Below are 22962 nucleotides of genomic sequence, written 5' to 3' on the forward strand. Positions count from 1 at the left end.
CAAATGAGATGTGTCCAGCGCATTGCGTGCACGCCTGGAGCGAGGCTGCATCGGCCGTTGACACAGGCTTGATCATGACGGAGGCAGCAATCGATCCGAGGCAGAGTCACCCCGGACCGATACGCTGCCCAAAAAGCGGGGACGTGTTTGGCGCGTCAAGACAGGCGCGATTCGCCTGTCGGGCTGCTCAGGTACACGGTTTTCACACCGATGCGCGAGAACACCAGCCACACAAACAGCAGCACACTGCAACCGATGAGGAGCGAGGCAACGCCAATCAACGGCTCGACTGACGGGAAGCCCTTGAGCCGCAGCGTCAGCGCGCCGAGCATCAGCGGGACGCCAACGTTGTATATCCAGAACTGCGCTGCGGCCACGCGCCCTTCGGTGATGGACGGGTGGGCTGTGCCGATGATGCCGAACAGGGCCATCGACACCCATCCCAACAGATTGATATGGGCATGTACCGCGAAGAGCGAATGATCGCCGGAAGCGCCCATCGCCACGCCCAGCATCACGCCAATGGCAAAGTAGAGGGCAGCGAGCCGAAACCAGGTCCGGGAACGGGGGGTGTGATTCATGGCATTCACCTCATGCGCCCTGGGGCGCGTTCAGTTGCTCAAACAATTGATTTGAAGTCGTCAGGCGCTCCTGCGTGCGACTTCTTGTGGGTTGGATATCGAGTGTCTATTATGAGACTCGTGTCTCACGACAAGACAGGATCTCATTTACTCCATGCCAATTTCCAAGTCAAGCCCGTCCAGCGGAGACGGCGATCAGGGCCGCGACAACCAGAAGCGCCGCACGCGTCAGGCGCTGATCGATGCCGCCATCGCCTTGCGCGACGAGGGCCATAACCCGACGGTTGCGCAAGTGGCCGAGCGGGCGATGGTGTCGCGCGCCACGGCGTATCGCTACTTTCCCTCGACGGAGGCGTTGATCAGCGAGACGGCGGCAGACCGAGACATGACGCCGCTGGAGCAGATCTGGCGGCCGGGGGACGATCCGGTAAAGGGCATCGGTCTGGCGGCGAACGCGCTGAACAAACTGTTGATCGACGACGAGATCGGCCTGCACGTGATGGAGCGTTCCTTCATGACGGTGTGGCTCGAAAACGAATCCCGTGAGGCACTGCGACCAGGCCGACGCATGAGCTACATCGAGCCGATTGTCGACTCGCTGAAGGACGTGCTCTCACCTCGGGCGCGAAAGCGATTGAAGCAGGCGCTGTCGATCGTCATGGGCACCGAGGCGTTGATCGCCGTGCGCGATATCAGCGGCGCGAGCGTCGCAGAATCACTCGACGCCGCCGCTTGGGCAGCTCGGGCGCTGGTGCGTCAGGCACTGGCGGAGGATGAAGAGGCACGACGAAAACGCAACGCTTCGAGCGCGCGGTCTTCGGCTCCTTGACACCGCATACCCCTAAACTGCCTGTGATCCGGGCTGATACCGATCAAACGTAAAGACGGCGGCGTCTCGCTGGTCAATAGAAAACCGCAACCATAATTCGCCACAGCCTCCAAGGACGGTACTTTGAATCACATCAACACCTGCGCGTCTCAAACATCCACCATCGTGTCGCCCTTGGTTTGGTTGTCGGTATTGGCAAGCGTGCTCATCGCCGGCTGTTCCAGTCCACCTCCACCGGTCAGCGCGGTCTACCGCGATCCCTGCCTGGAGGATGGCCCTGTCAACAGCGCGGCCTACGATACGTGTGTGAAAGATCGGGAATTCGACAAAGCCTTGGCATACAAAGCACTTTTCGAAGATCTCGGGCTCTCTTTCCGGCACAGACACCCGAAGCACCGATGCTTTCATCGCTCGGACACAGGCCGCCTTGGCACCGACCGGGCCATATCCTGTCGAGTTGAGCGCAGGCAAAGAACCCGCGTGGCGCGCCGACGAGCTCACGGGAGATAACCTGCATCGGGAAATCCGGATCACGCCAAAACGGTGCGTGGAGTGATGTAAACCTGGGTGCAAATCACGCCCGCCCAATACGACAATGGGCAGGCCCGTGCAACGCAGCTTCAGTGTAATTCGATCAGACGATCAGGCGATCGTTTCAAGCCTCGCTGATCTTGCTGACGCTGGTGACCTGACCATTCCAGACCATCTCGTAATGCGCTGTTTGAATGATTGATAGAACCGGCTTGGGCGTCATCAGCGCCCAGCAATAACTGCCTTGCATCCGCACCGAGTGGTAACGAATCCCTGGACAGCGCGCCTCTTTGACGGACCTGCCCAAGCGCCGCGAGTGCGTGTAGTCGTCAGGGTCATAAACCGGATCAGTCAGCGCAATGGCAGCAGCGTCTTTCATTGCCACATCCACGAAGGCGCAGGACAACCCCCGAAACACGAACCGCTCATAATTGAGGCTCGGCACATTTGACCAATAAAGACTCTGGTGATGCCGAACCTCGGCCAATGCCGTGTCCATGGAGTCCGCCAGGTACAACACCCCAAAACGACCATCGCTGAACCGCGAACCCGCCGGGTTGACGTGGGTAAACGGTGCCGTCGCATAAGAGCAGCCAGGGATGCCGAACGGGATTTGATCCCGCGCAATCAACTCAAGATGACCCACTTCATTTTTCAGCCGGGGATTGGTCAGCGCCTGAATCTGATACAGCACCTCAAACTCGTCCGCATCCGCCACGTCATCAAACATCACAATCGGTGGAAACTTCGAATTGACCAGTCGATAAGCCTGCAGCTGTTCGCCAGCCAGTTCTGCCAGCTCGCTCACCGTCACCATTGCGCACCACGCAGCACGTCAATGCGCTTGAAGGTTTCATACAAGGAAATCATGTCGCCCTGAGCCATGATCTCCAGCGGACTGCGCCCATTGAAAAACTCGTTGTGGTTGGCCATCGACGGGAAGCCGTAGACGTTGTCCGGGTTGTCGAAGACCAGGCGCAATGCGGCGTGGATGTTGAGCACGAAGCTGATGCGCTGCATCTGGTCCGAATCGAGCGTCACGGACCATGCGGGATCGCGCTGCCGGGCGCGGGTGTAGGTGCTGCGGGAAATGCGCAGGATGCGACAGGCCTGATCGCTGGAGGCGCTCCACTTTTCGAGGATGCCGACGGCAGCGCGCAGGCCTGTTACGCATTGGGCTTTGGTAAAGGCTTGTTCCTGGAGGGGGACTGCCATATTCAATAGCTCTTTCTGAATCTGTAGATTCGAAGATAGGTTTAATGAATCTATAGAGCAAGTCTGCTTCGACCAATGGACATTGAAGTCATTGTTATCGGTTAAATACTTTTGGCGACGCGAAGGGAACCAATCTCCTCAATAACGACTAAATTTTAACGAGGGATATTTCCCCCTTACTGAAGGAACGACCCAATGTTCACATCACGCTCATTGATTGCCGCTGTTACAAGTCTTGCACTGGTCTGCGGCTCGGCAACGGCATTGGCCGATCCGGGTAATGGAAAGGGCCAGGGGAACGGCAAGGGAAACCCGCAAAACGGCCAGGCCCATGGCAACCAGGGAGGCCAGGCCGGCCAAGGAAAAAACGCCGGGGGCGGCGAATGGGGTCATGGCCCGAGTATCAATCACAACAGTATTCTGGGGATTGTCGGCGGCTATCGGGACTACTGGAGCCCCGGCCCTGCGTTACCACCGGGTATCCAAAAGAACCTCGCGCGCGGTAAGCCGCTGCCTCCCGGCATTGCCAAAAAACTGGATGGCCGCCTGGTTGGCAGGCTGCCTCATTACGACGGATACGAATGGCAGCAAGCGGGGACCGATTTGATCTTGGTGGCGCTGGCCACCGGGCTGATTTATGAAGTGTTGAACGGTGCGTTTGATTAGCACTTGAGTGGCGAATGCGATTGGAATCCACTGACAAAAGACCCGTGGTTCATTCCAGGCTCTGATGCTGATCAGAGCCCGCATCCATTGCAGTCCGTCCGTCGCAGGGCCAGGAACCGAAATGGGATTCTTGCGTCCTATGGCATGCGATATCAACCTACGGAAGCCACCATGCTTTTAAAGAACAAGAGTCTTTTTGCTGTCATGTCCTGCGCCCTGATGCTTGCGGCTGCGCCATTGCTCCCCGTTGACCTCTCCGTCATGAACTCCGCCTATGCGAAAGAGGGTGGTGGTGGTGGTGGTGGTGGTGGTGGCAATGGAGGAGGTGGCGGTAACGGCGGTGGCAATGGAGGTGGCCATGGCGGTGGCACGGGTGGTGGTCACAGCGGGTCCGGTCACGCCGGCAACGCTGACAGCAGTGGCCGTGGAAAGGGACTGTCCAGCGATCATGCCGGCAAGGCCGTTCGCGACCGTGGTGAAAGCGGAAACCACTATGGCAGTGAACGCAACGGTGATCGCAGTAAAGGCTCAACGACTTCAGGCATCGCCCAATCCAGAGATACGCGCGGCGTCACCAAAGCCGGTGCGATTTCGACCTCGACTCCAGGCGATCACAACGCGAAAGGGTTGAGTAACGCGGCTTCCTCGGGATCAAAAAACCCGTACTGACCCGCGAGGCTGAATCGGTCTGCTGCCTGGCCGGGCGTTGAAGCCGTATAGGTTGATGTAAGCGACTACACCGAAAAAAACGGGCGCCTTTACGGTGCCCGTTTTCAGTTGTGCCGCTGCTTGAGCGCCGACCAGGTAGCAACCGGCATAAGCTGCAATCCCGGACACTTCTTTTGCCAGCACTATTCCTCCACGCTGATCCCCGATCCCCCTGATTCGCCGGGAACATCCTTCAGCTTCGGCAATCCATCCTTGAGCCGCAGCACCGTCTCCTGATAGTGCACGTGGACAGCCGGCGAGTACGCGAGATCCGGAATGACCGCGGCATACACGTCAATCAGCCCCATCTCGGGGTGGTCCGTAAAGAGGTGCCCGCCACACGTCTTGCACCATTTGCGGTAGCTGCGCGGTGTCTTGTTGTAGGTGCCGATGTTGTCGGCACCCCGAGTCACTTGCACCGCGTCGGGTTTCCACAGCGTGAAGGCATTGACCGGTCCTGCTGACCAATGCCGACATGACTCGCAATGGCAATAGCCCATTGCGGCCGGTTCACCGCTGACGGTGAACTCGACTGCGCCGCAGAAACAACTGCCTTTGTACGACCGTTCAATGCTCATGGCATGACTCCTTTATCAATGGCCGATACAGCGCGGATGGCTGTCTTCACTCGTCGATGTAGTGAACCGGTATCGCTGGCGAGCGCCGCACGTGCAGTTCGAAAATGTCAGGGCGCGCGTAATGCCCGGTGACGTCGAGCGCCCGTCGCGCCGGCGCCACGAGTGCGACGTCAATGTCGGCATACAGAATGCCGGCCTCCCGATGCAAGGGGCCGGCCACAATCCGGCCTTGAGGACTGACCACCACCGAGTCGCCATCGTTGATCCATTCGTCCGGATCGGCAAACAGTTGCATACGCGCTGGAAAGTCCTCGGGAATGTCACTGCCGCGCAGCGCGGTGCCGCTGCCGAGCACCCAACAGCGGCCTTCAAGTGCAATGTGCCGCATCGTGATGATCCAGCCTTCGCCGGTGTCGTAGGTGGGCGCGATATAGATCTCCACCCCTTGGGCATACAGGGAATAGCGCGCCAGCGGCATGTAGTTTTCCCAGCAGATCAGCGCACCGACGCGGCCGACCGGTGTATCGACCGCACGCAACCCGGACGCATCACCGAAGCCATGCACCATGCGTTCCGGATTGGTCGGCATCAGCTTGCGATGGCGGTTGAGCACTGCGCCATCCGCACCGATAACGACTACGCTGTTATAGAGCGTGCCGCCTCCCGTAGATCGGTCGCATTCATTGATGCCACACACAATCGTCACGGCGTGAACCCTGGCGGCTTCGCATAATTCGCCCAGATCACCGTTGGCGATATCGACCGCGTTGGCCAGCAGCCGCGTGTGCAACTGGCCCATGACAGCCCCGTCCTTGCCCGCCGCCAGTCGCCAGATCCACGATGGGTAACCGGGAATGAACGATTCGGGCAAAACGATCAGCGAGGCGCCTGCTGCTGCCGCCTCGGCGACCGATTGCACGGCCCGGGCGATCGTCGCGCTGCGATCGAGCAGCACGGGCGGGCGCTGAATGATGGCTACCTTGGTCATGGCGTTCTCCATTGGCTTTTGGCTTTCGAAGGCTTGAGCGTGCGCGTGGCGAAGGGGCCGGGCTAGTTCAAAAAGTGAAGCGTTGCAGTTGCGGAGTCCAGGCAATGGAAGAGAGCTACGGCCAGTTCTGCACAGTCGCCCGCGGTGCTGAAGCCCTGTGCGAGCGCTGGACACCGTTGGTGGTGCGCGAGCTGCTGTGCGGCAGCAAACGCTTTAACGAACTGCACCGTGGCGTCCCCCGAATGTCCACCAATCTGCTGGCACAACGGCTACGCCATCTGGAAGACATCGGCGTCGTACACCGCACGGCCACCGGCAAAGTCTGGGAGTACAGCCTGACCGCGGCGGGCGAGGAACTGCGCCCCATCATCATGGCGCTGGGGCACTGGGGAGCGCGCTGGATCGGCAGTCGCCTGCGCGATGACCAACTCGACGCCGGCCTGCTGATGTGGGATGTGCGGCGGTTCGTGCGCATTGAGACGTTTCCGTCGCGACCGGTGGTCATCCAGTTCACGTTCCGCGACGCGCGGCCCGGCGAGCAAGCGTGGTGGCTGGTGGTGGAGCAGGGCGTGGCGGATCTATGCCGCGATGACCCGGGCCGCGAGCTGACGCTGGTGGTGGACTCCAGCGTGCGCGCGTTGACCGAAGTGTGGGCGGGCGACCGCACACCGCGGGAAGTGCTTGAGTCGCAAGAGCTGCGTGTGGATGGCGCGGTGAAGGACGCGGAAAACCTGTGGCGCTGGCTGGGGACGAGTGCGTTTGCGGGGACCAGGAGGGCGGCAGTCACTCGTTAGCTTGGCGAAATAACCATCAGCGCTGGCCGATCTGAGCATGATCTGACCGGCCTCAGTTCCTTATGTTGAAGAATCAGATCAAATCGTGTCGTCAGTCCTCACTGTAGAAACTTTACCCAGCCAGCAACGGCAAGTAACACGAAACAAGTCCAGCCTGAGAGAAGCCAGCGCCAGACGAGCATCCGCGGGACAAAACCCACACCTTTCACAAAGGCCACGCTCATGGCTGCGAATAATGCTGTAGCCAGCGCGTGGTCAGGCTTCCCGTCAGGAGCGGCCATCATGGGAGGATAGAGCGTACAAGCGAGCATGATTGCTAAAGCGATCACCAAACTCGGCAAATGAAGGTGTGAGGTTGGTTGAGTGTTAGCGACGCGCGGCATCATGACAGCGTCTCGTCGTTGTCGCTCAAGGCTCGGCCAACTTCGTTCTCGCCCCACATCGCGTTCAATATAGCCAGTAGTAATGCAAAACCGACCCCCAGCATCCAGGCGAAATACCACATGTTCATTACTCCTTTGCCGGCACTAATAGGCAGAATGTTCGTTGGCTTTGATCTGTGCAACGGTGACCTTGCCCCGCATGACGCGATACGCCCACGAGGTATAAAGCACAATCAGTGGCATGAAGATCAACGCGGCCCAGAACATGATGGCCAGGCTTAAGTGACTGGCGACGCTGTCCCACACGGTAAGACTTGCCGCAGGCATCGTTGATGACGGCATGACGAACGGAAACATCGATACGCCGGCCGTGCAGATAACACCGATGACTGAAAGCGATGACGCAATAAACGCTGAAAGTGTATGGCGCGCCATCAACAGTACGGCGGCACCTGCTGCGCCGATCAATCCCAGTGCGGGCAGCAGCCACAGCAAAGGATAATGGCCATAGTTGGCCATCCAGGCTCCCGCTTCGCGCACCACGGACTTGCTGAGAATGTCAGGCAGTCCTGCCGTATCAACTACCGATGTAATGCGATAGCCATCAATCCATTGCAGCCAGATGCCGGCAACGATAAATGAACACACGAGCACGATCGCTGCACCCACCCCGCCTTTGATTGCCCTCGCCTGGATAACCCCTTCAGTGCGATGTGCCAGATAAGCACCACCTTGCAGGGTGATCATTGCGCTGCTTACAACGCCGGTGAGCAACGCGAAGGGGTTGAGCAGTTGCCAGAAGCTGCCGGTGTAGGTCGAAACCAGCAGGTCGTTAAAGTGGAACGGCACACCTTGCAGCAGGTTGCCAAACGCAATCCCGAACACCAGAGGCGGCACTGCTCCACCCACAAAGAGTCCCCAATCCCAAGTACTGCGCCAGGTGGAGTTGTGGATCTTGCTGCGATAGTCAAAACCCACCGGGCGGAAGAACAGCGCCCAGAGGACCAGAATCATCGCCCAGTAGAATCCGCTGAATGCGGTGGCATACACCACAGGCCACGCCGCAAACAATGCGCCACCCGCAGTAATGAACCAGACCTGATTTCCATCCCAATGCGGACCGACGGTATTGATAACGACGCGCCGCTCCATGTCATTGCGGCCGACAAAGGGCAGCAGCGTGCCGACCCCCATGTCGTGGCCATCCATGATGGCGAAGCCGATCAGCAATACACCGACCAGCACCCACCAGATAATTTTCAGGGTGAAGTAATCAAGCATGGTGGAGTTCCTTCAAATGGGCATCGTGTACATAACGGCCAGTTCCGAGGCTGCCAGGACCTTGACGGGCAAACTTGACCATCAGGAACATTTCAACCACCAGAAGCACGGTGTAGAAAACGATGAATCCCGCCAGCGAGCCATAGAGGTTGTTGACGCTAAGCGTGGATACGCTCATGTGCGTCGGCAGCACGCCGTAAATGGTCCAGGGCTGGCGGCCGTATTCAGCGACGAACCAGCCCAGCTCGCAGGCAATCCATGGCGCAGGCAGCATGCAGAGCGCCCAACGCAGTAACCAGCGGCGTCGTGTGCAGGTCGACTTCAAGGTGCTCCAAAAGGCAAGTCCGAAGAGCACAAGCATGGCAAAACCTAGCGCGACCATGATCCGGAACCCCCAGAACATGGGTGTCACGCGCGGTACGGTATCGTTTACGGCCTTTTCGATAATGGCCGGCGTGGCCTGGTTGACGTCCTCGACATACTTCTTGAGCAACAGGCCAAAGCCCAGATCGGTTTTGTATTCATCGAATGTCTTCAGAGCTGCCGAATCGGTGCGATTGGCTCTGACGGCTTCAAGGGCATTGACGGCGGTAATTCCTCGGAGAATACGAGCGCGGTTCTTTTCTTTGATCTCATGAATGCCTGGAATCTGCTTGCTGACTGATCGTGTGCCAATCAGGCCCATCAGCCACGGCACTTCAACTTCCCAGTTATTTTTGGACTCGGCTTCATTAATACTGGCCACCAATGTCAGGCCAGCCGGAGCAGGCTTCGTTTCCCACATGGCCTCCATGGCTGCCATCTTGGTTTGCTGCGCCTCACCCACCGTGTAACCCGACTCGTCACCCAACACGATCACGCTCAGCACTGATGCGAGACCAAAGGCCGCCGCCACCCGGAAACTGCGTTTGGCAAACTCGACATCACGATTCTTGAGCAAGTACCAACTGGAAATCGACAGCACAAACATCGAACCGGTGACATAACCGGCTGAGACGGTGTGCACAAACTTGGCCTGTGCTACCGGATTGAAAACCACTGCCCAAAAATCAACCATCTCCATGCGCATGGTGATGTAACTGAATTCTGAACCCACCGGGTTCTGCATCCAGCCATTGGCGATCAGAATCCACAAGGCTGAAAGGTTTGTACCAATCGCCATCAGCAGCGTGACCAGCAAGTGGTGCTCTTTCTTCAGACGATCCCAACCAAAAAAGAACAGGCCGATCATGGTCGATTCAAGAAAGAACGCCATCATGCCCTCGATCGCCAGTGGGGCTCCGAAGATGTCGCCGACGTAATGCGAGTAATACGCCCAGTTGGTACCGAACTGAAATTCCAGGGTGATGCCCGTAGTCACCCCCAGGGCGAAGTTGATGCCGAACAACTTGCCCCAGAAGCGCGTCATGTCTTTCCAGATAACATTACCGGTCATCACATAGACACTTTCCATGATGACCAGCAGCCAGACCATGCCAACCGTGAGCGGTACAAAAAGAAAGTGATAAAGCGCAGTGGCTGCAAACTGCAGCCGAGACAAATCCACCAGGTGTTCTGAAATCACTTGCTTGCCCCTTGAGTCGAGGTGGGTACACCGAAACGGTTTCCGATGGTGTTCGAGTCGACACTGACGTGCGAATCCCGGATGAACAGCCACCACAGCACTGTCAGCACCAGTAGCTTGATCACTACTGCTGTGAGCAGATGGCGTCGCAGTCGTTTGTCGGAAATGGTCATGACTATGCAGTTAGCACACGGCATGCCAAGGGGGAGAGGTAAGTTTTTATCGTTTTAAAACAGGCGGTTAGATACTAATCCAGCGATGCGCGGAATGTGTTGGCAGGTCAGTGCGCTGCCAATCTGCCAGGGTTGGCAGTCATTGGCAGTCTTACGGCGCGAGCACTCACTACTAGGCCAAACCTTGTTCTTTCAATCGTCTGTACAAAGTACGTTCGCTAATTCCAAGGTGCTTGGCCAGTTCAGCGCGGGTACCTTTGAACGTAGCCAGTTCCTGTACCAGCGAGCTGCCATCGAAAGCAGTTGAAGTCGAGACCTGAGCAGATGCCACCACGGATACCTGAGGCAAATGTATGGAGCGAATCACACCATCGTCAGCAAACAGACTGGCTCTTTCCAGAACATTGCGTAACTCACGGATATTGCCGGGCCAGGAAAACCGCTGCAATTGCGTCAGCGCATCAGCGTCTATTGTCAGTCGGCGCTTGCCTGAACCGGCGCGTTGCAGAAATGAATTCACCAGCAACCCAATGTCTTCAATTCGGTCGCGCAAGGGAGGTAACTGAATGGGAAAGGCGCTGATGCGGTAGTACAGGTCCTGCCTGAACTCACCTTTCTCCATCATTTTTTCCAGCGGCTTGTGGGTCGCCGCTATTAACCTGAAGTTAGCGTGAAGGGTCTCGACACCCCCGACACGGCGATAGGTGCCCGATTCGATCAGGCGCAACAGTTTCACCTGCATCGCCAGCGGAACATCGCCAATCTCATCGAGAAACAACGTGCCGCCCTGGGCCGTTTCAACCAGGCCAGGCTTACGCATGGTGGCACCGGTGAATGCTCCTTTTTCATGGCCGAACAGCTCGCTCTCAAATAACGTTTCAGTCAAGCCAGAGCAATCAACGACGACAAAGGGTCCAGTGGCCCGCTCGCTGGTTTCATGTACGGCGCGGGCGAACAGTTCTTTGCCCGTACCGGACTCGCCTAGTAGCAGCACCGGCAGCATTGAGGGTGCCACCCGCTGCAGCTCCGACAGGGCCCGGTTAAAGGCGGGTGAACGGCCGACCAACCCTTCGTTGCTGGGCCGCGCTGATGCGCTGCGAACCAGTGTCAGACGCTCCACATAGGCAGTAATAACACCGTGCTCATCTAGAATCGGGCGCAATTCGACGTCGACATGCTCTGGACCGCGAGGCGTGTGGTGAATGTGCAAAACGCGATCCGGTCCGCGCATTTCCTGCGCCTTTTTCATCGGACAGTTCTCACCCGCCTGATCACAGGGGACATCGTAATGGTGTGAGATTTGATAACACTTATGGCCGATAAAGGGCTTGTCAGCGCTGCCAAACTGCCGCTGATAGGCCGTGTTGGCAGCCAGAATGTTGTAGTCCGGATCGAGCACGATCATCGGCTGGGGTTCGTACTCAAGAAACGAAACAAGTGACTGCACTTGATCCGAGTGCGGGAGTGAGTGGGGTGGGGCGGGCAGGATAGTCTTCATCGTGGCTCCTGAGAATCCATCCATCCTGTTGTGGCACTGCCACCTCTGTCAACAAGCACTGCCAATGGCAGTAAATCCAGGTGAATGTAGAAAAACTCAAACCATGCTGAAAAAAATAAAACTAATAAAATCAAATAGTTAGTAGCATATATTTGTGCTGGTCGGGCTTGGCAGACTTATTGCTATATCTGCCTCAGTGTGAGCGGCTTGGTAAAAGCCCCCTAAGGAGACAGGCCAATGAGTGTAAAACTTCACGTCGAAGGATTCTTCGATTCTGCTACCAATACCGTCAGCTATCTTGTTCTGGATGAGGCGACCCACCACTGCGCTTTGATCGACAGCGTACTTGATTACGACCCTAAGTCCGGCCACACCAGCACAACGTCTGCCGACAAGTTGATTGCGAGGGTGAAGGAACTCAATGCGAGGGTCGACTGGATTCTTGAGACTCACGTCCACGCAGACCACCTGACGGCCGCGCCCTACCTGAAGGAAAAGCTCGGTGGGAAAATAGGGATCGGCAGTCAGATTTCTACGGTGCAGGAGGTGTTCGGCACGCTGTTCAATACAGGTCGCGATATGGCCCGCGATGGAAGCCAGTTCGATCACCTGTTCGTCAATGACGAGCCGTTTGCCATTGGCACGCTGCAATGCCACGCGCTCCATACACCCGGCCATACACCCGCCTGTATGACGTATGTCATCAGCGATGGGATCGAAACGGCTGCCTTCGTTGGCGACACCTTGTTTATGCCCGACTACGGTACTGCACGCTGTGACTTTCCCGGCGGCAATGCGCGCACGTTGTTCCAGTCAATCAACAAGGTGCTGAGTCTGCCGGCCAATACCTTGCTGTACATGTGTCACGACTACCAGCCGGGTGGCCGCGAAGTGCAGTTCGTCAGTACCGTTGCAGACCAGCGCGCGCACAACGTTCATGTGCGTAATGGCATCAGCGAAGAGGAGTTTGTGGCGATGCGCACAAAGCGTGATGCATCGTTGGAAATGCCGACACTGATCCTGCCATCGGTTCAGGTCAACATGCGCGCAGGGCACTTGCCCGAGCCTGAAGCGAACGGAACGCGCTACCTGAAAATCCCGCTCAACGTCGCCTGACGTTGCCTTTCCCAGAAAACGCATAAGAAAAATACCCATAACGGAGATCCTTATGGACATTCGCCACCTTGCGCCCGGACTGTCGGTATCAGAACAGATTTTCCCCAACCAATTGGCTGAACTCAAAGAAGCCGGTTTTCGCACCGTCGTGTGTAACCGTCCCGATGGCGAAGGCAGTGATCAGCCCTTGTTTGCCGAAATCAAACGAGCCGCCGAAGCGGCCGGCATCGAGGCGCACTACCTCCCCGCAGAATCAGGCAAAGTCACTGACGAGCAAGGTATTGCCTTCGGCAAGCTCCTTGAAACACTGCCAAAGCCGGTGTTGGCCTATTGCCGTTCCGGCATGCGCTCGACAACGATGTGGGCACTGTCACAAGCGGGCCAGCAACCCCTGCCACAGATCGTCGAGACGGCCAAAAAAGCCGGGTTCGATATGAAAGGCGTCATTCGCCGGATCGCGAATCAGGGGCGCACGCCGGTCGAAGTGGCCGAGGCGCAGCATACCGTGGTCATCATCGGGGGCGGTGCGGCAGGTATCGCGACCGCTTCCAGTTTGCTGGCACGAGAACCTGGACTCGACGTTGCCATCATCGACCCGGCCGATGTGCACTACTACCAGCCTGGCTGGACACTGGTCGGCTGTGGAGTCTTCGATGCGCCACAAACTGCCCGAACGATGGGCACGACCATCCCTCGCGGTGTGCATTGGATCAAGTCGGCGGTCGCCGCTTTCGAACCCGAGAGAAATGCCGTCATTCTTGATGGGTGCAGAGTCGTCAAATACGAGCAACTGATCGTGTGCCCTGGTCTCAAGCTCAATTGGCATGCAATCGAAGGTTTGTCGGACACCCTGGGCCGCAACGGCGTGACTTCAAACTACCTGTATCAGCTTGCCCCCTATACGTGGGAACTGGTGCAGCAACTGCGTGGTGGCCGAGCCATTTTCACGCAACCGCCCATGCCGATCAAATGTGCCGGGGCGCCGCAAAAAGCCATGTACTTATCTGCCGATCATTGGAAACGTACCGGTGTATTGGACAAGGTCGAGATCGAGTTTTGCAGCGCCGGCGCGGTGCTGTTCGGAGTTCCCGACTACGTGCCCGCACTGATGGAATACATCAAGGCCTATGGTATCGACCTGAATTTCGGCAACACACTCACCAGCGTGAATGGGCCTGCACGGACTGCAACGTTCAACTGCGTCAAGCCGGATGGCAGCGCCCATCTTGTTACGCGCGACTTCGATCTACTTCATGTGGTGCCACCGCAGATTGCACCCGATTTCATTCGCGTCAGCCCTCTCGCTGACGCGGCGGGCTGGATTGATGTCGACCCAGCCACTCTGCGGCATAAAACCTGGGTCAATATTCACGCGCTGGGCGACGCCACCAACACCAGCAATGCCAAGACCGCGGCTGCAGCACGCAAGCAGGCGCCCGTCGTTGCCCATAATGTGTTGGCCGCAATGGGTAAAGCCAAAGGCAGTGCCCATTACGACGGTTACGGCTCCTGCCCGCTGACGGTTGAACGCGGCAAGATCGTATTGGCTGAGTTCACCTATGGCGGCAAGGTCGCCCCCAGCTTTCCATCCTGGCTGATTGACGGTACCCGGCCATCGAGGCTGGCATGGCTGCTCAAAGAGCGGATTCTTCCACCGCTGTATTGGAAGGGAATGCTCAAGGGCCATGAGTGGATGGCGAAACCTGAGTTGGCTGACGTATGAAATCAGACCTGAAAGCAAGGAGACTGAGATGACCGTCGTCTTACTGCTCGGGCTTACTGTTGGCGTCATTCTGGCGCTGACCGGCGCCGGTGGAGGAATACTGGCTGTTCCGTTACTGGTGTTTGGAGTGGGATTGAGCATGGCCGAGGCAGGGCCAATCGGTTTACTGGCTGTCGGTTTAGCCGCGACCCTGGGTGCCGTAATGGGACTCAAAAACGGCACCGTCCGCTATAAAGCGGCGCTTTTAGTTGCAGGCGCGGGGATCGTCTGTTCTCCACTTGGCCTTTGGCTGGCGCAACGCACGCCTAACCGTCCGTTGACGATCATGTTTGCCTTCGTGCTGATGTACGTTGCGTTCCGGGTCTATCGACGATCGCTCACTCCCTCCACGGAGTCGAAGACCCCCGTCACATCCAAACCACCGCCTTGTCTATTGGACGTGAACCGAGGAAAGATTAACTGGACGGGGCCGTGTGCATGGGCACTCACCGTTTCCGGCATTGTCGCGGGCGGGCTTTCCGGCTTGCTCGGCGTGGGCGGTGGCTTTGTGATGGTGCCGGCACTCCAGCGATACACCAATTTGACAGCGCAGTCGGTGCTTGCAACGTCTCTTGCCGTTATTGCGCTGGTTTCCATTTCCGGCGTTGCTGCAAGCTCCGCTGCCGGGCATTTGCAGTGGGCGGTCGCACTTCCGTTTTCCATTGGCGCATTGGTCGGAATGGTGTGCGGGCGTCTGATCGCGGCACGGCTGGCGGGTCCACACTTACAAAAAGGCTTCGCCGCAGTTTCCATGGCGGTGGCGGTGGCCTTGCTAGTGAAAGCTATTTAGTCATGTGCATACGCCGCCGTGACGCAAAGCAGGTGTTCAATCGCATCGGCAGTCCCGCTGCATTGGCAGTCATCCAAACCCTCTATCAACCATTTCGTGCCGGAGAATCTTCATGAATGTCGACTGGCTCAACTTCACCCCCTGGTCATCCCTTGCCGGTGGCGCACTGATTGGCTTGGCGGCCAGTCTTTTCGTCGTCGCCAACGGGCGTATCGCAGGCATCAGCGGTCTGATCGGCAGTCTTTTACAGCGGGGGAGCGAAGGGGTGAGTGAGAAAGCACTTTTTCTCCTGGGCCTGCTCATCGCACCGCTTCTATGGGGCTTGTTCGCCACGCTGCCGCAGATCGAATTCAAAACTGGCTGGTTCGGGCTGATCGTCGCCGGTGTATTGGTGGGCATCGGCACACGATACGGTTCAGGTTGCACCAGTGGCCATGGGGTGTGCGGCATATCGCGCCTTTCGCCGCGATCGATGGTTGCCACTGCGTGCTTCATGTTCAGTGGTTTCGCCACAGTGTTTGTCCTGCGTCATCTTCTGGGAGGTTGGACATGATCAAACTGAGTGCATTCATTGCAGGTCTGCTGTTCGGCTTGGGTCTGCTTCTGGCAGGCATGGCCAACCCGAGCAAAGTGCTCGCTTTCCTGGATCTGACCGGTGCCTGGGACCCTTCCTTGGCGTTGGTCATGGTCGGCGCAATCGGCATAGCCATTGGCCCGCTGACCTGGGCACGCCGGCAATCCAGTTCGCTGCTGGGAAAGCCAATGCAGCTACCGATCAAACGTGAGTTGGACCCACGCCTGATTGGCGGGAGCCTGTTGTTTGGCATCGGCTGGGGAATAGCGGGCATTTGTCCTGGCCCCGCAGTGGCCATTCTGCTGACAGGACGCTGGCAAATAATCGTATTCATGTTGGCCATGCTGGCCGGCATGTTGTTGTTCACTGCGCTGGAGACCCGGCGCAACCATTGATCGGGAGATCGCCATGAAAGCGAATGTCGGAACCATTGATCGAACCCTGCGCATTGTCGCCGGTCTGCTTCTCATTGGCCTCAGTCTGTCCGGGGTGATCGGCGTATGGGGCTGGATAGGTTTGGTGCCGCTGGCGACAGGCATTTTCCGTTTCTGCCCTGTCTATACGTTGCTCGGCATCAAATCGTGCCAGTCGACCTGTTCGGACAGCAGAGAACGGCCATAAGGGTTTAGTCTCGCAGGCCGTGCTTCAAAACCCTCAGATACCTGCTGCCATTATTGCGGGGAGGGGATGAAGCGGTCTGCCAGACGCCTGGCCTGCTGAGTCGCGGCCTCACGCGCGCGCAGGTCAACGTCTTCCCCCAGGATGGTTTTCTCCACAATCACCGAATGCACATCCGTGACGCCGATAAATTTCAGCCAGGCTTCCACGTAGGGCTTCTGAAAGTCGAAGCGCTCTGCCGGTGTGATCGACTGCGCCGAAAAATCCAGGCCGCGGGCGTACATCACCACGGCGCGTTTGTTGTGCAGCATGCCTTCCAGACCGCGTTCCGGGTCAACGCTGAACAGGATGTCCTTCTGCGATACCAGGTCGATGAAGTGCTTGAGTTTGTAAGGGATGCTGAAATTCCACAGCGGTACGGACATCACCAGTACATCGGCGCGGTGCAGGTGCGCAGCCAGTTCTTTCAACGTGTTCCAGGCCTCCTGTTGCGCTGTGGTCAACGGCGTGCCACTGAGCCCGGCGTATTTGGCCTCCATCGCCACATCATCAAATTCCGGCAGCGCCATGCTCCAGAGGTCGAGGGTGACGATTTCAGTGTCCGGGGTGTTTGCTTGATAACGTGCAATGAAACTGCGAGCGACTTCAAGGGAAGCCGAGCGCTGTTTGCGTGGAGAGCATTGAATATGCAGAAGGGTTGTCATGGCACACCTTGAATGATGAGGGCGGGGCAGGTGATGCATTGCAACATAGTTGTATTTGAAATATAAATCGTAAATTCCAACTAGATTAATCACGAATAAAACTATGTTCGACACGTTGCTGCTCAAGACATTTGTCACGGTCGTCGATGAAGACGGCTTCAGCCGTGCCGCCCAGAAGCTGCACCTGACTCAGTCGGCGGTCAGCGGCCATGTGCGGCGATTGGAAGAGCAGATTGGTAAGCCGCTGTTGACGCGTACCACCCGTTCCCAGCAACTGACGGCCGATGGCGAGCGCCTGGTCGCTTATGCACGCACGATCCTCGCGCTGAACCGTGATGCCTGGACTGACCTGACACGCACACCGTTTCACGGGCGGTTGCGGATCGGGTTGTCCGAAGATTTTGTCGAGTCTCGATTGCTGCGCACTGTTCAGGATTTCGCGGCGCAGTACCCCGGGATGGAAATCGAGGTGCAGGTGAACATCCCGGGTTCGTTGCTGGCGCTGATGAAGCAAGGGCAACTGGACGTGGTCATCGGTTCGTTGTGCGAAACCAGCGAAGCGGGGTTGCTGCTGTGGCAAGAGCCGCTGGTGTGGGCGTGGTCGGCGCAACCCGTCACCCGGTTACCGACGCCGTTGCCGCTGGCCCTGTTCCCCGCGCCGTGCCCTTATCGCGAAGCCGCGCTGACGAGACTGGCGCAGGCCGGAATCGCCCAACGCACGGCAATGTTGTGCAGCAGCACCGCCGGGTTGCGGGCGGCGGCACTGGCAGGCTTCGCGATAGCGCCCATGCCTCTCAGTCAGTTGGGGCAGGGGCTGGCGGTTATCGGGGTTGAACAAGGATTGCCGGCATTGCCGGATGCGCAATGTCGGCTGTTCGCCTCACCTGAAGCGGATCAGGCGATGGTGGCAGCGGTCACTCAGCTCATTGTGGAGTATTGCTCCACGCGCAGGGCTTGATTGGCATGGGCGTAGCGGCATCCATTTGAGTCAGTGATTGCAAGCTTGGATGGGCGCCTGTATCTCCTAAATGCGGGGCATCTGTATCTATCGAGAATCCCACTGGAGCGGTACGGTCCACAGATCCTCTGTCATTGATGAGCCACCCATGGATCTAACGGATGTTCCCTTTGGTACGACCGATTGGTCGACTGTCGAACCTGTCCAGTACGCCGGACAGACGGGCACTGCCTATTGGCGAACCTGCCAGTTTGGTTCGACGCGTGTGCGGATGGTTGAATACAGTCCTGGTTATCTGGCCGATCACTGGTGCTGGAGAGGGCATATCCTGTTGTGCCTGGAAGGCGAGTTGCACACGGAACTGGAGGATGGTCGCCAATTCACGCTTACAGCGGGGATGAGCTATCAGGTGGGAAACAACGCTGAGGGGCATCGATCTTTCAGCACCACAGGCGCGAAGTTGTTTATCGTGGATTGACTCTGGTACCAACCACGATCGTCCCATTGCAGAGTCAGGTGCTCATCGAAGGACGTTTGTGGCAGCACTGTGCGCCCGTTCTGCCTGTCCAGAGCTTGACGGAGTAAAAACAGAGCGTAAAAAAGCCCGGCATGTCAGGCCGGGCTTCTTGTTGGATGCCGCAGTAAAGCCATTCATTCAGGCAGCGCGGCTTTCGATCAGACGGTCAGAACCACCTTCAGCGACGCGGTTTTCGATCAGACGGTCGGAACCACCTTCAGCGACGCGGTTTTCGATCAGACGGTCGGAACCACCTTCAGCGACGCGGTTTTCGATCAGACGGTCAGAACCACCTTCAGCGACGCGGTTTTCGATCAGACGATCCGAACCACCTTCAGCGACGCGGTTTTCGATCAGACGATCCGAACCACCTTCAGCGACGCGGTTTTCGATCAGACGATCCGAACCACCTTCAGCAACGCGGTTTTCGATCAGACGATCCGAACCACCTTCAGCGACGCGGCTTTCAATCAGACGATCCGAGCCGCCTTCAGCGACAACCGGGTGAGCAGAAGAAGCGGCGAAAGCGTTAACTGCAAAAACCGAGAAAGCGATGCTGAGAAGGATTTGGCGTTTCATGATGGTGTGCTCCGGGGTGTAGTTGTTTGGTATGGAGGCGATGTTACGCCCCGGAGTTTTTAAGAGAACTTCATTGAGTTGATGGTGACTATCGATGGCAGCAATGGATGCGCCTCACGCCCGTGCCGTCCGCGCAAGCCACCGGACTTATTGCCCGTTTTGCTGGGCAAGTCGGGCACCATCGGGCGGAATCTGGGCTGAGGGTTGGAGCGGCTGCGGGGTTGAGGTTGTTTGCTCATGATTCGGCTCCAGACGTGTCGGCATTTCGCGAAGTAATCCCCCGATTAAAGCTGCCGCCTGAACATCGCGATGAAATTCGTGCGATCTCGCACATGCCTTGGTTTTCTGATCTGGCGCAAAGTATCTACCGTCCCTGAGCGTAGTGTTGGCAATAACGTTTCGTAGACACGCCGGAAATTGGTGCTCACATCCTTTACGTTTTTCAGTGTGTTTTGAGATGTCTTTGCCTTTTTCATACTTTCAAGGGTGTCCCATGAAAACCTCATATTTCGTAGCAACGACAATCCTCGCCGCAGGCTTGTCCGCCATTGCATCTCCCGCGAATTCGCAGACACTCGAAAAAGTTTCCGACAGTAACAAAATCACCGTGTCTTACCGGGAGGCGTCGGTACCTTTCAGCTACTTGATCAGTCCTGCCGAAGCCGTAGGTTTCTCAGTCGATTTAACCGATGCCATCGTTGATGATGTGCGCAGGAAGCTCAACAAGCCGAACCTGGAAGTGGCTCACATTCCGGTGTCTTCGCAAACCCGAATTCCGTTGCTGGTCAATGGCACATACGATCTGGAGTGCGGATCCACCACCAACAACGCTGCCCGTGGCAAGGATGTGGCTTTTGCAATTAGCCATTTCTACACAGGCACGCGCCTGTTGACCAAGAAGACCTCCGGCATAAAGAACTACGCCGATCTCGCAAAGAAGACTGTCGCCAGTACCGTCGGCAGCACGAACGAGAAGGTCCTTCGCCAATACAGTGCCGACAACAATCTAGACGTACAGGTCGTCTTGGGCAAAGACTATGACGACTCCATGGCGCTGGTTGAAAATGATCGTGCCGTGGCGTTTGCCATGGACGATATCCTGCTGTTTGGCCTCATGGCGAACTCGAAAAATCCTGATTCGCTCGAAGTCGTGGGTGATGCGCTGCAAGTCGAACCCTACGGCTGCATGCTTCGCAAAGATGATCCTGAATTCAAGCAATTGGTCGATGGCACCATAACCCGCCTGATGGAGTCGGGCGAATTTGCAAGGCTATACACCAAGTGGTTTCAATCACCGATTCCTCCAAAAGGAATGAACCTGAACATGCCGATGAGCGAACAGCTCAAAGCCAATCTCAAGGCGCGCAGTGACAAACCAGCGCTGTAAAGCTTGACGAACTTTGCTCGACTTCAGCGTCGCGCAGACAGTTGTTGCGGCGCCAAAAACGCATCGTGGAAGTAATTACGAAACGCCTGCATGGCCGGGCTGAATTCGCGCTCGCGATGCCACGCCAGACCAACGCTCATGGGCGTCACTTTATCGGTGACGGTGAGGGTCTCGATGCGTTTTCCTTCCAGTGACCAAGGGCGGTGCACCAGGTCCGAAAGGATCGCCACGCCGCTGCCATTGGCGACCATGCTGCGCACCGCTTCCACTGAACTGGTGCGCACTCGCACGTTCGGCTGTTGGTGCGCGTGTTCCCAGTAGCGCATGGCGCTTTGTTCGGCTTCGTCGACGGTCAGCAGGATGTAGGGTTCTTTCGCCACGTCGGCGAGGCTGACCGCCGAACGTTCGCACAGGGGATGGTGGCTGGGCAGCCAAAGCCGTCGTTCGGAGTTGAAGAGGATTTCCGAGACGATGTCCGGGTGAGTGAGGTTCGCGGTGAGCACCACGGCCATGTCGAATCGACCTTCCAGCAAGCCTTCTTCGATGGCCGTCCGTTCCTGTTCGTGGACTTCGATGGCCACGTCAGGATGCCAGTGTTCCAGGCGTTGCAGGTGGTGCGGCAGGAAGTAGCCGATCACCGTGTAACTCGCTGCCAGACGCAGCAGGCCACTGGCGCGAATGTCCGGCAACGGACTGTTCATCGCATCATCGACACTGCGCAAAATCACATACGCGCGATTCAGAAAGTGCCGCCCGGCATCGGTCAGGCTCATGCCCTGGGCCGAGCGCTGGAACAACAGCGCACCCAGCATACCCTCCAGTTCCTTGATCGCCGTCGTCACCGCCGACTGGGAAATATTCAAATGGATCGCGGCCTGGGAAATTTGCCCGATCTCGGCGGTGGCGACGAAATAGCGGACCTGGCGCAGGGTCAGTGACATGGGGACTCCGGATGAGGGGGTATCTGTTTTTCAGAAGATACCCTATCTGTTAATAGATCTTCCCAAGGGGTACGGAGGAATCTAACTTGGCCTGCATGAAGTCACAAGTGTCAGGAGCAAGCGTCATGCAAGCAGTAGATTTCAATTCGGACATGGGCGAAGGCTTCGGCCCATGGACCATCGGCGATGGCGTCGACAACGAACTGATGGGCTTCATCAGTTCAGCCAATATCGCCACCGGTTTTCATGCCGGCGACCCCGGCACCATGCGCCGCACCATCGAGCAGGCCAAGCGCCTGGGCGTGGCCATCGGCGCGCACCCGGGGTTCCGCGACCTGGTTGGATTTGGCCGCCGGCACATCAATGCACCGGCCCAGGAGCTGGTCGACGACATGCTCTACCAGTTGGGCGCCCTGCGTGAACTCGCCCGGGTTCAAGGCGTAGCCCTGCAACACATCAAGCCCCATGGCGCGCTCTACATGCACCTGGCCCGGGACGAACAGGCCGCCCGTCTGCTGGTGGAAAACCTCCAGCGCCTGGAGCCTGAGTTGCTGCTGTATTGCATGCCCGACTCGGTGATCTGGCGGGTCGCCAAGGAGCTTGGCCAACCGGTAATCCGCGAGTTCTACGCCGACCGCGAATACGACCTCACGGGCTCCATCGTCTTCACCCGCAACGTACGAGCCTACGATCCGGCGCAAGTGGCCGCGCGAGTACTGCGTGCCTGTCAGCAAGGCGTGGTGCGCACGGTCGAGGGTGAAGACCTGGCGATCGAATTCGATTCGATCTGTTTACACAGCGACACCCCTGGCGCCCTGGCGTTGGTCGAAGCCACGCGCAGTGCCCTCGACAGCGCCGGGATCGAGGTTCGTGCACCGCGCTAAATCAGGACGAGACACCTGGCACACAGATGCCAGGGTTTGCACACCGATTCATTTTTGCCTGCCTTTCTACAACTATTCCAAGAGGAACAGACATGGCCGAACACACTGTAATCACCCCGTTGCCCGGGACCTTCTACCGCAAAGCGACTCCTGAATCGGCGAACTTCGTCGAGGTGGGCGCGCAGGTCAGTGCCGACACGGTGATTGGCCTGATCGAGGTCATGAAGCAGTTTTCCGAACTGACGGCCGGAAAGGCCGGTCGCCTCAGCGCATTCCTGGTAGAAGACGGCGATCCGGTGGAACCGGGTCAGGTCGTCGCAACACTCGACGACGAGTGAGGGCG

The 22962-nt window shown here is 57.7% G+C and carries 30 protein-coding genes and 1 pseudogene; 16 read left to right on the top strand and 15 right to left on the bottom strand.

Annotated features, from left to right (window positions below; genetic code table 11):
- Positions 1 to 155: 155 nt before the first annotated feature.
- The gene (locus FBY01_RS21145) at positions 156 to 581 is read right to left on the bottom strand and encodes a hypothetical protein (protein ID WP_145309509.1); all 426 of its coding nucleotides are present in this window, start codon (positions 579 to 581) and stop codon (positions 156 to 158) included.
- Positions 582 to 735: 154 nt separating this feature from the next.
- On the opposite strand from FBY01_RS21145, the gene FBY01_RS21150 reads away from it, so the two are divergent.
- On the top strand, positions 736 to 1410 hold the full coding sequence (locus FBY01_RS21150) for a TetR/AcrR family transcriptional regulator (RefSeq protein ID WP_145309507.1): 675 nt from the start codon (positions 736 to 738) through the stop codon (positions 1408 to 1410).
- 655 nt (positions 1411 to 2065) lie between these two features.
- On the opposite strand, the gene FBY01_RS21155 is transcribed toward FBY01_RS21150, so the two are convergent.
- Positions 2066 to 2758: an RES family NAD+ phosphorylase gene (locus tag FBY01_RS21155; RefSeq protein ID WP_145309505.1), complete on the bottom strand. Its 693-nt coding sequence runs from the start codon at positions 2756 to 2758 to the stop codon at positions 2066 to 2068.
- Positions 2752 to 3156, bottom strand: a complete 405-nt coding sequence (locus FBY01_RS21160; protein WP_077750379.1) for an antitoxin Xre-like helix-turn-helix domain-containing protein — start codon at positions 3154 to 3156, stop codon at positions 2752 to 2754. Before FBY01_RS21160 ends, FBY01_RS21155 begins: the two co-directional genes overlap by 7 nt.
- 195 nt (positions 3157 to 3351) lie before the next feature.
- Between FBY01_RS21160 and FBY01_RS21165 the strand changes: the two genes are divergently transcribed.
- Together FBY01_RS21165 and FBY01_RS31595 are read left to right on the top strand one after the other, a co-directional pair.
- Positions 3352 to 3822, top strand: a complete 471-nt coding sequence (locus tag FBY01_RS21165; protein ID WP_145309503.1) for an anti-virulence regulator CigR family protein — start codon at positions 3352 to 3354, stop codon at positions 3820 to 3822.
- A 171-nt stretch (positions 3823 to 3993) separates the two neighbouring features.
- Positions 3994 to 4491: a hypothetical protein gene (locus FBY01_RS31595; protein WP_178113283.1), complete on the top strand. Its 498-nt coding sequence runs from the start codon at positions 3994 to 3996 to the stop codon at positions 4489 to 4491.
- Between the two features lie 182 nt (positions 4492 to 4673).
- Here FBY01_RS31595 and FBY01_RS21175 read toward each other — a convergent pair whose 3' ends face one another.
- The gene (locus tag FBY01_RS21175; RefSeq protein WP_145309501.1) at positions 4674 to 5108 is read right to left on the bottom strand and encodes a GFA family protein; all 435 of its coding nucleotides are present in this window, start codon (positions 5106 to 5108) and stop codon (positions 4674 to 4676) included.
- A 46-nt stretch (positions 5109 to 5154) separates the two neighbouring features.
- Entirely contained in the window at positions 5155 to 6096 is a 942-nt protein-coding gene (locus FBY01_RS21180) for a carbon-nitrogen hydrolase family protein (protein ID WP_145309499.1), read from the bottom strand.
- A 104-nt stretch (positions 6097 to 6200) separates the two neighbouring features.
- Here FBY01_RS21180 and FBY01_RS21185 point away from each other — a divergent pair, with 104 nt between their 5' ends.
- Positions 6201 to 6890 (top strand): helix-turn-helix domain-containing protein, encoded by a 690-nt coding sequence (locus FBY01_RS21185; protein WP_010459223.1) that lies wholly within the window; start codon positions 6201 to 6203, stop codon positions 6888 to 6890.
- Positions 6891 to 6988: 98 nt separating this feature from the next.
- On the opposite strand, the gene FBY01_RS21190 is transcribed toward FBY01_RS21185, so the two are convergent.
- The 6 genes from FBY01_RS21190 to FBY01_RS21210 all read right to left on the bottom strand — a co-directional run bounded on the left by FBY01_RS21190 (position 6989) and on the right by FBY01_RS21210 (position 11789).
- Complete coding sequence (locus FBY01_RS21190; RefSeq protein ID WP_145309497.1) at positions 6989 to 7276, bottom strand: cyd operon YbgE family protein; 288 nt, start codon at positions 7274 to 7276, stop codon at positions 6989 to 6991.
- Positions 7273 to 7395 (bottom strand): cytochrome bd-I oxidase subunit CydX, encoded by a 123-nt coding sequence (gene cydX, locus FBY01_RS21195; protein ID WP_010459227.1) that lies wholly within the window; start codon positions 7393 to 7395, stop codon positions 7273 to 7275. Before cydX ends, FBY01_RS21190 begins: the two co-directional genes overlap by 4 nt.
- A 22-nt stretch (positions 7396 to 7417) precedes the next feature.
- Positions 7418 to 8554, bottom strand: coding sequence for a cytochrome d ubiquinol oxidase subunit II (gene cydB / locus FBY01_RS21200; protein ID WP_010459229.1), 1137 nt, complete (start codon positions 8552 to 8554; stop codon positions 7418 to 7420).
- Positions 8547 to 10118: a cytochrome ubiquinol oxidase subunit I gene (locus FBY01_RS21205; RefSeq protein WP_010459231.1), complete on the bottom strand. Its 1572-nt coding sequence runs from the start codon at positions 10116 to 10118 to the stop codon at positions 8547 to 8549. The genes cydB and FBY01_RS21205 overlap by 8 nt, the downstream gene beginning before the upstream one ends.
- Complete coding sequence (gene cydP, locus FBY01_RS32285) at positions 10115 to 10315, bottom strand: cytochrome oxidase putative small subunit CydP (RefSeq protein ID WP_331460111.1); 201 nt, start codon at positions 10313 to 10315, stop codon at positions 10115 to 10117. The genes FBY01_RS21205 and cydP overlap by 4 nt, the downstream gene beginning before the upstream one ends.
- Before the next feature lie 148 nt (positions 10316 to 10463).
- Positions 10464 to 11789 (bottom strand): sigma-54-dependent Fis family transcriptional regulator, encoded by a 1326-nt coding sequence (locus FBY01_RS21210; protein ID WP_145309495.1) that lies wholly within the window; start codon positions 11787 to 11789, stop codon positions 10464 to 10466.
- 237 nt (positions 11790 to 12026) lie between these two features.
- Between FBY01_RS21210 and FBY01_RS21215 the strand changes: the two genes are divergently transcribed.
- The 7 genes and pseudogenes from FBY01_RS21215 to FBY01_RS21245 all read left to right on the top strand — a co-directional run bounded on the left by FBY01_RS21215 (position 12027) and on the right by FBY01_RS21245 (position 16652).
- The gene (locus FBY01_RS21215; RefSeq protein WP_145309493.1) at positions 12027 to 12905 is read left to right on the top strand and encodes an MBL fold metallo-hydrolase; all 879 of its coding nucleotides are present in this window, start codon (positions 12027 to 12029) and stop codon (positions 12903 to 12905) included.
- Positions 12906 to 12957: 52 nt separating this feature from the next.
- Complete coding sequence (locus FBY01_RS21220; RefSeq protein ID WP_145309491.1) at positions 12958 to 14628, top strand: bifunctional protein tyrosine phosphatase family protein/NAD(P)/FAD-dependent oxidoreductase; 1671 nt, start codon at positions 12958 to 12960, stop codon at positions 14626 to 14628.
- Between the two features lie 28 nt (positions 14629 to 14656).
- Positions 14657 to 15457: a sulfite exporter TauE/SafE family protein gene (locus FBY01_RS21225; protein ID WP_145309489.1), complete on the top strand. Its 801-nt coding sequence runs from the start codon at positions 14657 to 14659 to the stop codon at positions 15455 to 15457.
- A 14-nt stretch (positions 15458 to 15471) separates the two neighbouring features.
- A pseudogene (locus tag FBY01_RS31930) lies at positions 15472 to 15573 on the top strand (transcriptional regulator); the annotation flags it as partial.
- The gene (locus FBY01_RS21235) at positions 15570 to 16010 is read left to right on the top strand and encodes a YeeE/YedE family protein (protein WP_145309487.1); all 441 of its coding nucleotides are present in this window, start codon (positions 15570 to 15572) and stop codon (positions 16008 to 16010) included. The pseudogene FBY01_RS31930 and the gene FBY01_RS21235, both read left to right, overlap by 4 nt.
- Positions 16007 to 16426 carry a DUF6691 family protein gene (locus tag FBY01_RS21240; protein WP_083377055.1) on the top strand — a complete coding sequence of 140 codons (420 nt, stop codon included), beginning with the start codon at positions 16007 to 16009 and terminating at the stop codon, positions 16424 to 16426. Before FBY01_RS21235 ends, FBY01_RS21240 begins: the two co-directional genes overlap by 4 nt.
- A gap of 13 nt (positions 16427 to 16439) precedes the next feature.
- Entirely contained in the window at positions 16440 to 16652 is a 213-nt protein-coding gene (locus tag FBY01_RS21245; protein ID WP_010459248.1) for a DUF2892 domain-containing protein, read from the top strand.
- A gap of 50 nt (positions 16653 to 16702) precedes the next feature.
- Here FBY01_RS21245 and FBY01_RS21250 read toward each other — a convergent pair whose 3' ends face one another.
- The gene (locus FBY01_RS21250; protein ID WP_145309485.1) at positions 16703 to 17353 is read right to left on the bottom strand and encodes an FMN-dependent NADH-azoreductase; all 651 of its coding nucleotides are present in this window, start codon (positions 17351 to 17353) and stop codon (positions 16703 to 16705) included.
- Between the two features lie 103 nt (positions 17354 to 17456).
- Here FBY01_RS21250 and FBY01_RS21255 point away from each other — a divergent pair, with 103 nt between their 5' ends.
- Both FBY01_RS21255 and FBY01_RS21260 read left to right on the top strand, forming a co-directional pair.
- Positions 17457 to 18311, top strand: a complete 855-nt coding sequence (locus FBY01_RS21255; RefSeq protein ID WP_145309483.1) for a LysR substrate-binding domain-containing protein — start codon at positions 17457 to 17459, stop codon at positions 18309 to 18311.
- Positions 18312 to 18459: 148 nt separating this feature from the next.
- Entirely contained in the window at positions 18460 to 18789 is a 330-nt protein-coding gene (locus FBY01_RS21260; protein WP_010459253.1) for a DHCW motif cupin fold protein, read from the top strand.
- A gap of 177 nt (positions 18790 to 18966) precedes the next feature.
- On the opposite strand, the gene FBY01_RS21265 is transcribed toward FBY01_RS21260, so the two are convergent.
- Both FBY01_RS21265 and FBY01_RS21270 read right to left on the bottom strand, forming a co-directional pair.
- Positions 18967 to 19407 (bottom strand): phage infection protein, encoded by a 441-nt coding sequence (locus FBY01_RS21265; protein WP_145309481.1) that lies wholly within the window; start codon positions 19405 to 19407, stop codon positions 18967 to 18969.
- Positions 19408 to 19466: 59 nt separating this feature from the next.
- Entirely contained in the window at positions 19467 to 19646 is a 180-nt protein-coding gene (locus FBY01_RS21270; protein ID WP_145309479.1) for a hypothetical protein, read from the bottom strand.
- Positions 19647 to 19900: 254 nt separating this feature from the next.
- On the opposite strand from FBY01_RS21270, the gene FBY01_RS21275 reads away from it, so the two are divergent.
- Positions 19901 to 20794: a transporter substrate-binding domain-containing protein gene (locus FBY01_RS21275; protein WP_145309477.1), complete on the top strand. Its 894-nt coding sequence runs from the start codon at positions 19901 to 19903 to the stop codon at positions 20792 to 20794.
- A gap of 23 nt (positions 20795 to 20817) precedes the next feature.
- Here FBY01_RS21275 and FBY01_RS21280 read toward each other — a convergent pair whose 3' ends face one another.
- On the bottom strand, positions 20818 to 21735 hold the full coding sequence (locus tag FBY01_RS21280; RefSeq protein WP_010459260.1) for a LysR family transcriptional regulator: 918 nt from the start codon (positions 21733 to 21735) through the stop codon (positions 20818 to 20820).
- Between the two features lie 125 nt (positions 21736 to 21860).
- Here FBY01_RS21280 and FBY01_RS21285 point away from each other — a divergent pair, with 125 nt between their 5' ends.
- Positions 21861 to 22619 (top strand): 5-oxoprolinase subunit PxpA, encoded by a 759-nt coding sequence (locus FBY01_RS21285; RefSeq protein WP_010459262.1) that lies wholly within the window; start codon positions 21861 to 21863, stop codon positions 22617 to 22619.
- Positions 22620 to 22711: 92 nt separating this feature from the next.
- Positions 22712 to 22957: an acetyl-CoA carboxylase gene (locus FBY01_RS21290; RefSeq protein ID WP_077749837.1), complete on the top strand. Its 246-nt coding sequence runs from the start codon at positions 22712 to 22714 to the stop codon at positions 22955 to 22957.
- The last annotated feature ends 5 nt before the right edge of the window (positions 22958 to 22962 follow it).

The sequence above is a fragment of the Pseudomonas sp. SJZ077 genome (assembly GCF_007993905.1).
In the GTDB taxonomy this organism is placed as follows: Bacteria; Pseudomonadota; Gammaproteobacteria; order Pseudomonadales; family Pseudomonadaceae; genus Aquipseudomonas; species Aquipseudomonas mandelii.

Bases quoted from the DNA above. Each gene is read 5' to 3' on its own strand.
- FBY01_RS21280 (WP_010459260.1), bottom strand. From the start codon at position 21,735: ATGTCACTGACCCTGCGCCAGGTCCGCTATTTCGTCGCCACCGCCGAG.
- FBY01_RS21275 (WP_145309477.1), top strand. From the start codon at position 19,901: ATGAAAACCTCATATTTCGTAGCAACGACAATCCTCGCCGCAGGCTTG.
- FBY01_RS21145 (WP_145309509.1), bottom strand. From the start codon at position 581: ATGAATCACACCCCCCGTTCCCGGACCTGGTTTCGGCTCGCTGCCCTC.
- FBY01_RS21220 (WP_145309491.1), top strand. From the start codon at position 12,958: ATGGACATTCGCCACCTTGCGCCCGGACTGTCGGTATCAGAACAGATT.
- FBY01_RS21240 (WP_083377055.1), top strand. From the start codon at position 16,007: ATGATCAAACTGAGTGCATTCATTGCAGGTCTGCTGTTCGGCTTGGGT.
- FBY01_RS21180 (WP_145309499.1), bottom strand. From the start codon at position 6,096: ATGACCAAGGTAGCCATCATTCAGCGCCCGCCCGTGCTGCTCGATCGC.
- FBY01_RS21225 (WP_145309489.1), top strand. From the start codon at position 14,657: ATGACCGTCGTCTTACTGCTCGGGCTTACTGTTGGCGTCATTCTGGCG.
- FBY01_RS21190 (WP_145309497.1), bottom strand. From the start codon at position 7,276: ATGATGCCGCGCGTCGCTAACACTCAACCAACCTCACACCTTCATTTG.
- FBY01_RS21265 (WP_145309481.1), bottom strand. From the start codon at position 19,407: ATGAAACGCCAAATCCTTCTCAGCATCGCTTTCTCGGTTTTTGCAGTT.
- cydX (WP_010459227.1), bottom strand. From the start codon at position 7,395: ATGTGGTATTTCGCCTGGATGCTGGGGGTCGGTTTTGCATTACTACTG.
- FBY01_RS21285 (WP_010459262.1), top strand. From the start codon at position 21,861: ATGCAAGCAGTAGATTTCAATTCGGACATGGGCGAAGGCTTCGGCCCA.
- FBY01_RS21270 (WP_145309479.1), bottom strand. From the start codon at position 19,646: ATGAGCAAACAACCTCAACCCCGCAGCCGCTCCAACCCTCAGCCCAGA.
- FBY01_RS21210 (WP_145309495.1), bottom strand. From the start codon at position 11,789: ATGAAGACTATCCTGCCCGCCCCACCCCACTCACTCCCGCACTCGGAT.
- FBY01_RS21245 (WP_010459248.1), top strand. From the start codon at position 16,440: ATGAAAGCGAATGTCGGAACCATTGATCGAACCCTGCGCATTGTCGCC.
- cydP (WP_331460111.1), bottom strand. From the start codon at position 10,315: ATGCCGTGTGCTAACTGCATAGTCATGACCATTTCCGACAAACGACTG.
- FBY01_RS21160 (WP_077750379.1), bottom strand. From the start codon at position 3,156: ATGGCAGTCCCCCTCCAGGAACAAGCCTTTACCAAAGCCCAATGCGTA.
- FBY01_RS21155 (WP_145309505.1), bottom strand. From the start codon at position 2,758: ATGGTGACGGTGAGCGAGCTGGCAGAACTGGCTGGCGAACAGCTGCAG.
- FBY01_RS21185 (WP_010459223.1), top strand. From the start codon at position 6,201: ATGGAAGAGAGCTACGGCCAGTTCTGCACAGTCGCCCGCGGTGCTGAA.
- FBY01_RS21175 (WP_145309501.1), bottom strand. From the start codon at position 5,108: ATGAGCATTGAACGGTCGTACAAAGGCAGTTGTTTCTGCGGCGCAGTC.
- FBY01_RS21150 (WP_145309507.1), top strand. From the start codon at position 736: ATGCCAATTTCCAAGTCAAGCCCGTCCAGCGGAGACGGCGATCAGGGC.
- FBY01_RS21260 (WP_010459253.1), top strand. From the start codon at position 18,460: ATGGATCTAACGGATGTTCCCTTTGGTACGACCGATTGGTCGACTGTC.
- cydB (WP_010459229.1), bottom strand. From the start codon at position 8,554: ATGCTTGATTACTTCACCCTGAAAATTATCTGGTGGGTGCTGGTCGGT.
- FBY01_RS21165 (WP_145309503.1), top strand. From the start codon at position 3,352: ATGTTCACATCACGCTCATTGATTGCCGCTGTTACAAGTCTTGCACTG.
- FBY01_RS31595 (WP_178113283.1), top strand. From the start codon at position 3,994: ATGCTTTTAAAGAACAAGAGTCTTTTTGCTGTCATGTCCTGCGCCCTG.
- FBY01_RS21290 (WP_077749837.1), top strand. From the start codon at position 22,712: ATGGCCGAACACACTGTAATCACCCCGTTGCCCGGGACCTTCTACCGC.
- FBY01_RS21235 (WP_145309487.1), top strand. From the start codon at position 15,570: ATGAATGTCGACTGGCTCAACTTCACCCCCTGGTCATCCCTTGCCGGT.
- FBY01_RS21215 (WP_145309493.1), top strand. From the start codon at position 12,027: ATGAGTGTAAAACTTCACGTCGAAGGATTCTTCGATTCTGCTACCAAT.
- FBY01_RS21255 (WP_145309483.1), top strand. From the start codon at position 17,457: ATGTTCGACACGTTGCTGCTCAAGACATTTGTCACGGTCGTCGATGAA.
- FBY01_RS21250 (WP_145309485.1), bottom strand. From the start codon at position 17,353: ATGACAACCCTTCTGCATATTCAATGCTCTCCACGCAAACAGCGCTCG.